The sequence below is a fragment of the Leptotrichia hofstadii genome (assembly GCF_007990525.1).
Taxonomy (GTDB): domain Bacteria; phylum Fusobacteriota; class Fusobacteriia; order Fusobacteriales; family Leptotrichiaceae; genus Leptotrichia; species Leptotrichia hofstadii.
In genome coordinates this window covers 1601318-1614552 of the sequence record NZ_AP019823.1, presented here as the reverse complement: position 1 = coordinate 1614552, position 13235 = coordinate 1601318, and the positions used below count along the sequence as shown (strand labels likewise).

12 protein-coding genes are annotated in these 13235 nt (G+C 30.7%); 10 read left to right on the top strand and 2 right to left on the bottom strand.

From position 1 onward, the window contains the following. The first annotated feature begins 56 nt into the window (after positions 1–56). From FVE77_RS07665 to FVE77_RS07640, 6 genes are all read left to right on the top strand, one after another. Positions 57–1097 carry a BMP family lipoprotein gene (locus FVE77_RS07665; RefSeq protein WP_026746079.1) on the top strand — a complete coding sequence of 347 codons (1041 nt, stop codon included), beginning with the start codon at positions 57–59 and terminating at the stop codon, positions 1095–1097. A 242-nt stretch (positions 1098–1339) separates the two neighbouring features. Then, complete coding sequence (locus tag FVE77_RS07660) at positions 1340–2644, top strand: thymidine phosphorylase (protein WP_026746080.1); 1305 nt, start codon at positions 1340–1342, stop codon at positions 2642–2644. Positions 2645–2858: 214 nt separating this feature from the next. After that, entirely contained in the window at positions 2859–5999 is a 3141-nt protein-coding gene (polA, locus tag FVE77_RS07655) for a DNA polymerase I (protein ID WP_036087892.1), read from the top strand. 100 nt (positions 6000–6099) lie between these two features. Next, a complete protein-coding gene (locus tag FVE77_RS07650; RefSeq protein WP_026746081.1) occupies positions 6100–6831 on the top strand; it encodes an AzlC family ABC transporter permease in 732 nt (243 codons plus the stop codon). 19 nt (positions 6832–6850) lie between these two features. Continuing rightward, positions 6851–7198 (top strand): AzlD domain-containing protein, encoded by a 348-nt coding sequence (locus tag FVE77_RS07645; protein WP_232052898.1) that lies wholly within the window; start codon positions 6851–6853, stop codon positions 7196–7198. A gap of 60 nt (positions 7199–7258) precedes the next feature. Continuing rightward, the gene (locus tag FVE77_RS07640; RefSeq protein ID WP_006803784.1) at positions 7259–7606 is read left to right on the top strand and encodes an inorganic diphosphatase; all 348 of its coding nucleotides are present in this window, start codon (positions 7259–7261) and stop codon (positions 7604–7606) included. Positions 7607–7622: 16 nt separating this feature from the next. On the opposite strand, the gene FVE77_RS07635 is transcribed toward FVE77_RS07640, so the two are convergent. Beyond that, positions 7623–8132 carry a DUF1439 domain-containing protein gene (locus FVE77_RS07635; protein ID WP_026746083.1) on the bottom strand — a complete coding sequence of 170 codons (510 nt, stop codon included), beginning with the start codon at positions 8130–8132 and terminating at the stop codon, positions 7623–7625. A gap of 278 nt (positions 8133–8410) precedes the next feature. Here FVE77_RS07635 and FVE77_RS07630 point away from each other — a divergent pair, with 278 nt between their 5' ends. From FVE77_RS07630 to FVE77_RS07615, 4 genes are all read left to right on the top strand, one after another. Then, positions 8411–9148: an amino acid ABC transporter permease gene (locus FVE77_RS07630; RefSeq protein ID WP_026746084.1), complete on the top strand. Its 738-nt coding sequence runs from the start codon at positions 8411–8413 to the stop codon at positions 9146–9148. Further along, positions 9141–9869, top strand: a complete 729-nt coding sequence (locus FVE77_RS07625) for an amino acid ABC transporter ATP-binding protein (RefSeq protein WP_026746085.1) — start codon at positions 9141–9143, stop codon at positions 9867–9869. Before FVE77_RS07630 ends, FVE77_RS07625 begins: the two co-directional genes overlap by 8 nt. Positions 9870–9974: 105 nt before the next feature. Further along, a complete protein-coding gene (locus tag FVE77_RS07620) occupies positions 9975–10718 on the top strand; it encodes a basic amino acid ABC transporter substrate-binding protein (RefSeq protein WP_006803788.1) in 744 nt (247 codons plus the stop codon). A 32-nt stretch (positions 10719–10750) separates the two neighbouring features. After that, on the top strand, positions 10751–11560 hold the full coding sequence (locus tag FVE77_RS07615; RefSeq protein ID WP_026746086.1) for an OmpA family protein: 810 nt from the start codon (positions 10751–10753) through the stop codon (positions 11558–11560). Between the two features lie 261 nt (positions 11561–11821). On the opposite strand, the gene ytvI is transcribed toward FVE77_RS07615, so the two are convergent. Further along, positions 11822–12958 carry a sporulation integral membrane protein YtvI gene (gene ytvI, locus FVE77_RS07610; protein WP_026746087.1) on the bottom strand — a complete coding sequence of 379 codons (1137 nt, stop codon included), beginning with the start codon at positions 12956–12958 and terminating at the stop codon, positions 11822–11824. Positions 12959–13235: the final 277 nt, after the last annotated feature.

Genomic DNA, 13235 nt, shown 5'->3' with positions numbered 1-13235 from the left:
AAAAAATAGGGTATAATTAAGCATAGAATAAATATAAAAATTTTTAGGAGGAGAAAATGAAAAAGATTGTAACGATTTTTAGTGTAATTTTTGCACTAATGTTAGTTGTAGCTTGTGGAAATAAGCCAGCTACCGGAGAGCAGGTAAAAGATGGTAAAACATCTGCAGATGCGACAAATTCTAAGAAAGCTGTCGCAGTAGTGTATTCTACTGGTGGTAAAGGTGACAAATCATTTAACGATGCAACTTTCAGAGGTTTGGAAAAAGCTCAGAAAGAATTAGGAATCACTTTTAAAGAATATGAACCAAAAGATCCGTCAACAGAAGCCAAAAATGCTTTGACACAATTTGCTGAATCTGGAGAATTTGATTTGATTATCGCAGTTGGATACAGCATGAAAGATTCGTTAGTTGCAGTGGCTCAGGCTTTTCCTGATCAAAAATTTGCAATAATTGATGAAACTGTAGAAGGTTTACCAAATGTTGCTTCTATTTTGTATAAAGAACATGAAGGATCATTCTTAGTAGGTGCATTAGCTGCAATGATGGATAAAACAGGAAGTGTTGGATTTGTTGGTGCGAATGAAAGCGATTTAATCAAGAGATTCTATGCAGGATATGCACAAGGTGCACGATATATAAAACCTGACATCAAAGTTTTGCCTGTTTATATTGGAGGAAACAACTCATTTAATGATCAAGCATCAGCTAAAGCTAAAACTGAAACATTAATTCAACAAGGTGCAGATGTTATTTATCATGCTGCTGGAGCAAGTGGACTAGGAGTTTTCCAAGCAGTTAAAGAAAAAAATGTTTATGGAATTGGAGTAGATTCTAACCAAGATAGTTTATACCCAGGAATAATTTTGACATCTATGATAAAATATGTTGACAATACAGTATTTGATACTATAAAATCTGTTGTGGATGGAAAATTTGAAGCAAAAGTGCAAACTTTTGGAATCAAGGAAAATGGATTGGGGACTACGGACTTTGAATTTACTAAAGATAAAATTGGTGAAGAAAACATCAAACGTCTTGAACAAATTAAACAAGATATTAAAGATGGTAAAATTCAAGTAAAACCTGCATTATAAAATAAAACATAAGATTTAAAATGTAAAAATTTACTAAAATAAGTTATTTGAATACTCAGTGAAGTAATAAATGGTTGTTTGAGAGTGGAAATTAATCGATTCCCATTCTTTTACAACCTTTTTATCTTTTTTTTAATACTTAAAGTTTTTAGAGGACTGGATTATTAATCTAGAGTTTGAATAAACTATTTTAGTCTTTAAGTTTATTTTTAATAATATTACAAGATTTAGGAGATGATTTTATGAGAGCGGTTGATATAATTGAGAAAAAGCGTGATAATCTTAAACTATCTGATGTAGAGATAGAATTTTTATTGAATGAATATTTAGCTGGAAATGTACCTGATTATCAGATGTCAGCATTTCTTATGGGAGTTTACTTTAATGATATGACACAGGAAGAGCTGTTAAAATTCACAATGGTAATGAGAGACTCTGGAGATGTTATAAAATTTGAGGAAATAGACAAATTTCTTGTGGACAAGCATAGTACAGGAGGTGTTGGAGATAAAGTTACAGTAATTCTTTCTCCTATTTTATCGGCACTTGGAATGGGAAACGTAAAGCTGTCTGGAAAAGGGCTTGGACATACAGGAGGAACAATTGACAAGTTTGAATCAATTCAAGGATTCAAGTTTTCGGCAACAAAAGAAGAGCTTGTAAAAATTGCCAATAAAACTGGAGTTGGACTGATGGGATATAGCGACAAGATTGTTCCTCTTGATAAAAAATTATATTCTTTGCGTGACGTGACTGCAACTGTGCCTAGTATTCCATTAATTGCAAGCAGCATTATGAGTAAAAAGTTAGCAATTTATTCAGATGTTATAATTCTTGATGTAAAAGTTGGGGACGGGGCCTTTATGAAAGATTTAGAACAAGCTAAAAAATTGGCTGAAAGAATGATTGAAATCGGAAAAGGTGCTGGAAGAAAAGTTAAAGTTGTGCTTAGTAATATGGATGAACCGCTTGGACACGCAATTGGAAATGCAAATGAAATCATTGAGGCTATTGAGTTCTTAAAAGGAAATTGTGCGGCTGACGTAAAAGAAGTTGTTTATACCATTGCAGGACTTGCCTTGAAGGAAAAGGGTGAGGTGGCAGAACTTGGTCAAGCAAAAGAAAAAATTGATGAAGTAATAAAAAATGGAAGCGCATTGCAAATATTAGCAGAATTTATTGGGGAAAGCGGTGGAAATAAAGAGCTTATAAATGACTATAACTTACTTCCGAAAGCTAATTCTGTGATGGAAATTTTTTCTGAAAATGAAGGATATGTAAAAAAAATAAAGACAGAAGAAATTGGAAAAGCTGCAATGATTATAGGTGCTGGACGTGCTAAAAAAGAAGATGAGGTTGATCATGCAGTTGGAATTAATATTTTTAGAAAAGTTGGGGAAAAAGTATCAAAAAATGAAAAAATCGCTGAAATTTATTACAATGATGATAAAAATGTGCAAGACTCTAAAAACATGATTTTGGATGCGTATGTGATAACACCGGAAAAAGTTGAAGAACCAAAGGCAATTTTAGAAATAATAGAATAATTTGCTTGCTAAGAAGGGCTGGCTTAGGATAAAATCTAAGTACAGCCTTTTTATAGATTAAAAATTACTAATTTGAATACATAAAATAAAATTATTAAGATTTAGGCTGTTCTATTAAATTAAGAAAAAATGCTTTGAGAAAAAATGTAAAAATGGTAAAATATATAAATATAAATATTGTTAAATTAAAAAAAAGAAATGAGGAATAATTAAGTTGAAAAGAGCGGTTATATTGGATACAAGTGCAATTATGTATAGAAGCCATTTTGCACTAATGGGAATGAGAAATAGTAACGGAATGTCTACTGGAGCAACATTTGGGTTTATTAATACGCTGGAAAGTGTGATTAGGGAGTTTAGGCCTGATTATTTAGTGGCTTGTCTAGATGTGAAAAGAAGTGAACTGGATAGAACTGGAGAGTTTGAAACGTATAAGGCACATAGGGAAAGTATGCCTGAAGAACTGGTTATGCAGATTGATACTATTATGAAGGTGTTAGATGGGTATAGAATTCCGAAATATAAGAAGGATGGGCAGGAAGCGGATGATGTCATTGCCACTTTTGCCACTAAATTTTCTAATGATGAAGATGAGCAGATTGAGGTCTTTGTAATAACTGGGGATAAGGATTTGGCACAGCTTGTAGATGGAAAAATTAACATTGCCTTGCTTGGAAAAGGGGATAAAAATTCTGCATTTAAACATATAAAGACTGATGAAGATGTAGTTGAATATTTGGGAGTTACGCCTGATAAGATTCCTGATTTGTTTGGGCTTATGGGAGATAAGTCGGACGGAATTCCAGGAGTTGCTGGGATTGGACCTAAAAATGGAGTGAAACTTATTACGACTTATGGAAATTTGGAAGGAATTTACGAAAATATTGACGAAATAAAGGGAAAACAGAAGGAAAAATTACTGAGTGATAAGGAAAATGCCTTTATAAGCCGAGAACTTGCAACTGTGAAAAGAGAACTTGATGTTGAATACGATAAAAATAAATTGAAATTTGAGGAAAAGGATTTTGACAGTCTTTTAAAACTTTATGAGGAGCTTGATTTTAAAAGATTTTCTAAAGCTGTGGAAGAAGAAAAGGAAAGATTCTTGCAAAACGGTAATCAGAAGGAACTTACTGAAGAAGAGAAGTTAGTTTTAGAAAAAAATAAAAAAATTACTGAAGAAAAATTGGAAAAAGAGAGACTTGAAAGAGAAAAAATTGAAAAGCAGGAATTGGAGTATGATAAGGAAAATCCGATTTTTGATGGAATTTCACATTTTTATGAGCATGTAGAGTATGAGCATAATTCAGAAATAGACAAAAAAATTGATGAAATTCAAGTTTTAAAAGAAAAATTGGCAACAGAATATGAGGCTCAGAAGAAAAAGGCAGAGGAGATTGCGTTAGAAAATCAGAAAACTGAAAAAGGTAAGAAAATTAAAGATGAAAAAGTGTATTTTGAGAAAAATTATGGAAAAGTTGTGAGCTGGAATGATGCTTATTCCGTGATTGAGAAAATGGATAAAAAAGTGGCTATTTTTGAAAATATGCTTGGACTTTCTATTTGTGATGAAAAAACGAATATTGTGCTTTTGGATAGTGAATTGAAAAATATTTTACAAAATGAAAATCACGAAAAATCAAGAGCTGGAATTCAAATTAACTTGTTCAGTTTAGGTGAGAATACTGATGAAAAGGAAGATAACAAAAAAAATATTGAGAATATTTATAAATTATTGAGTGAGAAAGAAATTATTGCCTATAATGTGAAAGAGTATATGAAAAATGGGGAAAGTGAGTATTTTGGATACTCTGTTGGTGGAAAAACTTATGGGATAAATGAAGAGAGATTCGGGATAAAATGCACGGAATATTTTGATATTTTGCTTGCACGATATGTACTTGGGACGGAAAGTTTACAGGAAATTGAGGAAATAATTCTGGATGAGTTTGGTGTTGAGATTGCAACTTTTGAGGAGCAATTTAAAAAGGAACGAAGAAAGAAGGATTTTAGCGATGTTTCTGATGATGTGGTTTGTGAGTTTTTATCAAAGAGAACGTTTTTTATTTATAAATTGGAAATAATTTTTAGAAATAGATTACAAAATGAGCAGTTCTTAAATATATTTGACAAGCTGGAAAGTCGATTAATACCAGTATTGGCACAAATGGAAGAAACTGGAATAAAAATTGATAAAAAGTATTTCAGTGAATTTCAGAATGAGCTGGAAGAAAAGATAAATATGCTTCAAAGTGATATTTATAAACTTGCCGATGAAGAATTTAATATTGATTCGCCACAACAATTAGGGGAAGTTTTGTTTGAAAAATTACAGATTCCATCGGGTAAAAAGACAAAAACTGGATATTCAACAAATGTGGAAGTTCTGGAAATGATTGCAAACAACGGAGAATTGACAGAAGACAAACGTATGATTGGGAAAAAGCTTCTGGAATACAGGGCTTATAAGAAATTATTATCAACATATATTGAGCCAATTCCGAAACTGGCGGATAAAGAGGAAAGGATTCATACGACTTTTAACCAAAATGGGACATCTACTGGACGGCTTTCGTCAGCAAATCCAAATTTACAGAATATTCCTGTGAGAACAGATGATGGAATAAGAATTCGTACTGGTTTTGTATCAAAAGAAGGACATAGCTTGATTTCATTTGACTATTCACAAATTGAATTGAGAGTTTTGGCTGAATTGTCAAAAGACAGGCATTTAGTACAGGCGTATCAGGATAATCAGGATTTGCATAACTTGACGGCAAGAAAGATATTTTTCAAAACAGAAGAAGATGAGATTTCACGGCATGAAAGAAGTATTGCAAAAGTAATTAATTTTAGTATTCTGTATGGAAAAACTCCGTTTGGATTGTCAAAGGAACTAGGAATTACAGTTCAAGAGGCTTCTCAATATATTACGACGTATTTTGAGGAATATCCAAGAGTTAGAAAATTTTTGGATATTGTGACAGAAACGGCTAAACTTCACGGTTTTGTGGAAACTTTTTACGGTACGAGAAGATACATTAGCGGAATTAATGCGACAAATAAAAATGTACAGGCACAGGCTGTTAGAATGGCGGTAAATACTGTCGTTCAGGGAACAGCGGCAAATATTATAAAAAAAGTTATGATTGAACTTCATGAGGAGTTTAAAAATGATGAAAATATAAAAATGCTTCTTCAAGTTCATGATGAACTGATTTTTGAAGTTCGTGACGAATTTGCTAAGGAATATATGAAAAAAATTGAAAAAATTATGGAAAATACTGTTAAATTTAAGAAAGTTCCGTTAAAAGCTAATGGAAGTGTGGCTAAAAATTGGGGATTATTAAAATAATCATATATTTCATATATGATAGAAATATATATTATATATTTGACTAATTGTTTTGAAATTGTTAGAATAATACTATATAAGGAAGGAATCAGAACAAAAAATGGCACAAATAAGAAAACTGGAAAATTATTTAAAGGGATTAAAAGACGGTACTGGAATCGGAATTGCCTACATTCCCTTTGGAGTTGCAATCGGACTGATTTCAGCTAAAAGTTTTTCTCAAATTTTGCCAATGATTGGGCTTACATCGTTTGGTATGTATGCAGGAGGGGCTCATTCATTACTGTTAAAGGTACTTTATGTGATGAAGTCGCCTCCAGTTGAAGTGATTTTATCTATTGTTCTTATCAATTTAAGATATTTATTGTTAAATATTGTTATTTTTAGACAGCTTGGTGAAAAAACTCCTATTTTTCAGAAGTTTCTGGTAGGTGTGGGGCTTACTGATGAAACTGTAACATATCTGACATTCAAAAAGGCCAAAAATGCATGGTATATGATGGGAGTAAATACAATTCCATATTTTTGCTACTGTTTTGGTACAATTTTTGGAGCGATATTTGGAGAAAAATTGCCAGAATCACTTATGACAAGTATGAATTTTGTGCTTTATTCAATGTTTTTCAGTATGTTAATAATGGCTTTGAGTCAAAATTTTAAATATATAAGAATTGTTTTGCTGGCACTTATTATAAAAATGGCATTTTCATTTTTGCCTATTTTAAATAAGGTAAGTTCAGGATGGGTTATGATTTTGACAATGTTTTTGGCAAGTTTTATATACGCACAGCTTTATTATAATGAAAATTCTGAAAAGCAGGAAAACGATTAAATTAATAAAGGGAAAGGAAGTGATAAGATTGAATTATAACGAAAATTTAGGGATTTTAACAATGATTTTGATGACACTCATAATCATGACGGTAATACTGAGGACATTGACAATATTTGTAAAAATTCCAGAAAACAACCTAAAAGTTAATAAGTTCTTTGAAGCGCTTCCTTATACGGTACTGACAGTATTAGTATTTCCAGATATTTTTACTTCTACTGGAAGTACAAATTTTGACATAATAAGAGTTCTGATTGGAATGGCAATCGTAGCATATTTAACTTTTAGGAAGACAAATCTGGGAATAATAATAATTGTTTCTATTGCAGTGATATATTTTTTAGGAATGTTAAAAGGAAGTTTTTAAACAAAAACAGAAACATTTTAAAGAAATATAGATTAAAATTGATATTTAAAAAGGATTTTTATGAGTTTAGATAATTATAAAAAATTTTTAGGACAAAAAATACATGTAAAAATGGATAGAAAAATGGGAGAAAGACATCCTAAATATAATTTTATATATCCAGTAAATTATGGATATATTCCAAATACTATTAGTGAAGATGGAGAAGAAATAGATGTGTATATTTTGGGAGTTTTTGAACCTGTTGATGAATTTTGTGGAATATGTAGAGCTATTGTTTATAGGTATGATGATGAAGAAAATAAACTTATAGTAATTCCAGATGGGAAAAATTATACAGTTTCCCAAATGGAAGTACTGGTTGAGTTTCAGGAACGTTTTTTCAAACATAAAATTTTAACTGAATAATAATTAAAATTATTTTTTATTTAACAACAGTCAATTTATTATTTTCAATTTTTATATCCTTTATCATTTGAAATTTTTCAACTCCTGATAAATTTAAAATTTCTTTTTTTTCAAGCTGACTAAAAGCATAATTTAACCCTGTTCTGATGATGGGTTTTTTATCAAGATCAATTTCTTTATTTTCTTTTGTCAGTCTTACAATTTGAAAATCATCAAGATAAAGGTTTGATTTCATTGGATCATAATGAATATCAGTTGCAAAGGTCATTGTTCCGTTAATCTGATCATTTAATGCATCATTTAGGTATTCTGCTTCAATAATTAACTTATCATTCTCAAAATGTACTTTTGGATTAAATAGTTTAATTTTTCCAAGAGGATAGGATTTTTCTATTGGAAATTTCGAAGCAACAGCACTTTTTACCATAGAATCTGGAATTTTTAGCTGATTTTGAGTATAAATGTAGTAACCTAAGCCTGCAATTAATACAATAACTGAAAAAAATAAAAATTTAAATAATTTCATAGTTATAACTCCTTTTTAAATTATATTCTGTTTTGGAATTTTTGTTGTGTTTATAAACATTATTTCCAAAATCAAGTAACTATATCACTTAATTATTTAAAAATATTTTGAAAAAATATTTAATAGTCTTTGAAGAGGGCTAAATAGAAGAAAAGGAATGAAGTTAGATAATAAAATAAAATTTTTTTATTGAAAAACCTATAAATATTAGGTATAATAATATTATAATAACTAAAGTATAAGGAGGATATGAACAAAATTAGAGTTCATTAAATATAATGGAAGAATTGGAAAAAACACGAAAAATAGTAAAAACCTCATTTTTTATAGCAGTTGTAACTGTTGCGGTGCTTCTTGTGTTTCCGTATGACATGAAGCCGAAAGAATGGGGAATTTATGCAAGCAGCTATTTTGTAACTACGTTGGGACTTACAGTTGGAGGAGCTGCTATTGGTATTCTTTTAGGAATGCTGTTGGCATTCTTAAAATTTCAGAAAACCAATATAGAAATTTTAGATATGATAAAAGATGTTATTATTGATGAATATGTTGACATAATGCGAGGAACTCCCATGGTTTTACAGCTTTTGACATTATCTTTTGTAGTTGTAATACTTAATAATTACTGGATTGCATTGATTGCTTTGGGACTTAATAGTGCGGCTTATGTAGAAGAAACAATCCGTTCTGGAATTGAGAGTATAGACAAGGGGCAAATGGAAGCTGCAAGAGCAACTGGGATGCCTTATAGAATGGCAATGAATGAAATTATAATGCCACAGGCAATAAAAAATATTTTGCCAGCACTTTTGAACGAATTTATAAATTTATTTAAGGAAACAGCCGTTGTGGGATATATTAGTGTTGTTGACATTACAATGAACAGTAAAAGCTTACAAGCTGTATATTATAGTGTAAAACCAATATTGTTTACTGGTTTGGTTTATTATATCAGCGTAAAATTATTCTCATTTATTGGGAAACGATTGGAGATGAGATTAAAGGAAAATGATTAAGATAAAAAATTTGAAGAAGAAATATGGAGAACTGGAAGTGCTAAAAGGAATTAGCACTGAAATCAAAGAAGGGGAGGTAATTTCGATTATAGGACCTTCTGGAAGTGGGAAATCAACATTTTTACGTTGTATAAATAGGCTTGAGGAACCTACATCAGGAGAGATTAAAATAAATAATAAAAATATTTTGGAACGTAAGGCGGATATAAACAAAATTCGTGAGGAAGTCGGAATGGTATTCCAGCACTTTAATTTGTATCCACATAAAACTGTACTGGAAAACATTACTTTGGGACCAATTAGATTAAAAAAAATGCCAAAAGATGAGGCAGAAAGACTGGCAATAGAATTACTGGAAAAAGTGGGACTTGCTGATAAGAAGGATGTTTATCCAAACAAGCTGTCTGGTGGGCAGAAACAAAGGGTTGCGATTGCAAGGGCATTAGCAATGAATCCTAAAGTAATTCTGTTTGATGAACCAACATCGGCACTTGATCCTGAAATGATAGGTGAAGTTCTGGAGGTAATGAGAGAACTTGCAAATGCTGGAATGACAATGATTGTAGTGACACATGAAATGGGATTTGCTAGAAATGTTGCAAATAGAGTATTTTTTATGGATGAGGGATATATTCTGGAAGATGCAAAACCGCAGGATTTATTTGATAATCCAAAAACAGAAAGAGCAAGGGAATTTTTAGACAAAGTGCTAAATCATTAAAAAAATGATTTTAACTAGATAGTGGAAAATGATAAGTATTTAAGATAAATTAGTAAATTTAGATAAAAATAAATATAAATATAAAAATAGAAAGCGAGGAAAATTATGAAAAAAGTATTTTTAGTATTGACATTGGTAATTTTTGGACTTGTGTCGTGTGGAAAAAAAGATAGCGGGCAGAAAAAATTAAGAGTGGGATTAAATGCAGTTTTTGCTCCGTTTGAATATGTTGAAAATGGTCAAGTAACAGGGTTTGACGTGGATATGATAAATGAAATTGGGAAAAATCTTGGATATGAAGTTGAAATTATAGACCAGTCCTTTGATGGTCTGATACCAGCATTAAAAGCAGGGAAAATTGATATTATTGTATCTGGTATGAGTTCTACTGAAGAAAGAAAAAAATCAGTTGATTTTACAGATGATTATTTCGTTTCTAAAGAAACTTACTTGAGAAAAAAAGGCAATACTGCAGTTACACCAGCTACTTTAAGTGGCAAGAAAATTGGAGTGCAGTTAGGAACAATTCAAGAAATGGAAGCAAAAACTATTAATGGAGCAACTGTTGTGCCAAATGAAAGCACTGTAAATACAATTTTAGATTTAAAGGCAGGAAAAATTGACGCAATTATTCTTGAAAAGGCAGTAGCTGAAGAATATATGAAAAAAAATCCTGAAATGGAAATTTTTGATGAAAAGCCAGCTAAAATTGGAATGGCAATGGCTGTAAACAAAGGTAAAAATCCTGAATTAATAAAACAAATAAATGCTGAACTGAAAAAAATGAGAGAAAATGGGAAATATGATGAATTAATTAAAAAATATGATTTAGAAAAAAGCCAAAAATAAAATAGCTGGCTGAAAGGGAGGAAGAATAAATCATGAAAAAGCCAACATTAGTTGCAGTTTCTTCAATGGTAGCAATGGCGGTACCCACGGTTTCTGAAAAAATGACAACTTCCGATATGAGAAAGGATATAATTCGTGCGAATGTGGCAGATATACAGCAGGATACAGCAAATGAAGTTCCTACGCTTGATACACCGAATCCGCAAAAACCAATGACAACGGCAGACGATCCTGATTTAATTACCGTTGCCTTGACACAAGACGGAACAGGGACAAGAATAGTTAACAACAAGCCTTCAGGGACGTATCAAACTTCTGGAAAAAATGCTGTTAACCTGCCACAGCAGAAAACGCAAGCTGTTCAAAATAATCAACCTGTAACGGCAGCATCAGCACAGTCTGAAGCAGAGCAGACAACGGCGACTGTTTCTGAAATTCAGGAAAAACCCATAAACAATCCACAAAAAGTACAAATATCAAAATCAGAGATTATAACATTGAGATCAAATGATTTAAATTTTCAAAAGAACAGTACAGATTTAAAGAAGGAAGCCTATCCTGTATTGCGTGACATAAAGGATTACATTGAAAAGAATGATTTTCTTGTGTCAATTATCGGGTATACTGATAAAAGTGGCGTATCTTCATATAATAAGCGGTTATCACTGAGAAGAGCAGAAAAAGTCAGTTCAAAACTAATAGAACTTGGGCTTTCAAAAGACAGGGTAGTGGATCTGATAGGGCGTGGAGAAAGCAATCCAATCAATACTGATGACACGGAAGAGGGAAGAGAAGGAAACCGAAGAGTGGAATTTAGATTTGTAAAAAAAGGACAAGTGTAAAAACTGTGTCCTTCTTTTTTTAGTTATACTATTTCCCATTTAAACAGCAGAAATCAAAAAATTTATGAAATTAAAGTCATTATATCCTTTAATTAAATTTTATTGTTAAGTATCCATATAAGAGACATATTCGATAACTTAAGTTTCTTTATTTCCACAAGGGGTCAAGACCCCTTGCTTCAGAATATTTGTTTTATTAAATTATAAGCACATATAGTTAGTTGTCGAACAGGTCTATTATAGAATTTCACTTCTATTTTTTTAATGAGATTTAGTATCAGTATCAAGTTTGCTGTTGTCCGATGAATCACCAAAAATATCTCTAAAAAATCCAACTTCCAATTCTCTTGAAAATACATTTTTTAAAATAATCATTACAACAGGTCCTATTAAAAATCCAATTACTCCAAAAATTTTAAAACCTGAATACATTGAAATCAGTGTGATTAATGGATGAACTCCCAAGTTTTGACTTACTAATTTTGGCTCCAGCATTTGTCTCACTGATAAAACAAATAGATAGATTATTATTAGCATAATTCCTAATTTAATATCACCTAAAGCAAAAGAAATTATAGCCCATGGGATTAAAATTGTCCCTGCTCCTAAAATTGGTAAAGCATCGATTAGACAAATTATAATTGACATTAGTAAAGGATAAGGAACGTTTAATTTTAGGAATGATAACAAGTTTAACCATATCAAAAGCTCAAAAAAACAAATTGTCATTAAGATAATCTGAGCTTTTATATAAGAGCCAAGAACTGTAAACATGTCTGTTTTAATATTAAAAACCTTATCTAGCCAAGATTTTGGCAACTGTTGTTCTAAAAAAGATACAATTTTATCTCTGTCAAGACTTATGAAAAAAGTCGCTAAAATTGTTATGCAAATGTATAAAATCAGCGTTGGAATAGAAGTGATAAAATTTATCAATCCCTTTATAAATATTCCAAGCCGTGCAGAACCTGATGAAATAAAGCTGTTTATAGTATCATTTACTTGTCTTGTAAAACCTGAAGGGAAATTCCCTAAGTAAGTATCGATTTTTGTCATATTGTCAGACCATAGTTTTTGTGCTATCTCGCTGTAATTGTTAAGATTTTGTGATAATTTGTAGATTTCACCTATTAACTTTAATGATCCCCATCCAATTGCTCCAAAAAATATAATTAAAAATGTTACAATTGAAATTATTGTTGAAAGTTTTTTTGATAATTTCAATTTTTTTTCTAAAAATCTTGTAAACGGACGTGTTAATATTGACAGAAATAATGCTATTGTAAATGGAAATAAGAATATTCCTAGCTTAAAAGCTATAAACACCACTAGCAGAATTAAAGCAATATATACAAGAAAATATAATTTTTTGAAGTCAAAATTTTTATAACTTGCCATAATAAAATACTCCTTTTCTTAGCTTAATTATTTATTTTATATATTATTATATAATAAATGGGTAAAATTGTAAATCTATATTTTAAATAGAATTTATGTTGAATTTTAACGACTAAAAAATATAAATTAACAATTCGCAACGGTTCGCAACAGTCTAAATTTGTTTTGTAAATTAGCTTTAAATTTAATAAATATGATAGATTATAAAATAAAACCCTCTCATGCAAGAGGAATTTTCTAAAATTTAATTTAAAATTGACAAATCTAAAACTTAAGT

What these genes read in the sequence shown, in the direction of transcription:
- FVE77_RS07660 (WP_026746080.1), top strand. Translation starts at nt 1,340, where the DNA reads ATGAGAGCGGTTGATATAATTGAGAAAAAGCGTGATAATCTTAAACTA.
- FVE77_RS07630 (WP_026746084.1), top strand. Translation starts at nt 8,411, where the DNA reads ATGGAAGAATTGGAAAAAACACGAAAAATAGTAAAAACCTCATTTTTT.
- FVE77_RS07625 (WP_026746085.1), top strand. Translation starts at nt 9,141, where the DNA reads ATGATTAAGATAAAAAATTTGAAGAAGAAATATGGAGAACTGGAAGTG.
- FVE77_RS07635 (WP_026746083.1), bottom strand. Translation starts at nt 8,132, where the DNA reads ATGAAATTATTTAAATTTTTATTTTTTTCAGTTATTGTATTAATTGCA.
- FVE77_RS07665 (WP_026746079.1), top strand. Translation starts at nt 57, where the DNA reads ATGAAAAAGATTGTAACGATTTTTAGTGTAATTTTTGCACTAATGTTA.
- FVE77_RS07640 (WP_006803784.1), top strand. Translation starts at nt 7,259, where the DNA reads ATGAGTTTAGATAATTATAAAAAATTTTTAGGACAAAAAATACATGTA.
- FVE77_RS07620 (WP_006803788.1), top strand. Translation starts at nt 9,975, where the DNA reads ATGAAAAAAGTATTTTTAGTATTGACATTGGTAATTTTTGGACTTGTG.
- FVE77_RS07615 (WP_026746086.1), top strand. Translation starts at nt 10,751, where the DNA reads ATGAAAAAGCCAACATTAGTTGCAGTTTCTTCAATGGTAGCAATGGCG.
- FVE77_RS07650 (WP_026746081.1), top strand. Translation starts at nt 6,100, where the DNA reads ATGGCACAAATAAGAAAACTGGAAAATTATTTAAAGGGATTAAAAGAC.
- ytvI (WP_026746087.1), bottom strand. Translation starts at nt 12,958, where the DNA reads ATGGCAAGTTATAAAAATTTTGACTTCAAAAAATTATATTTTCTTGTA.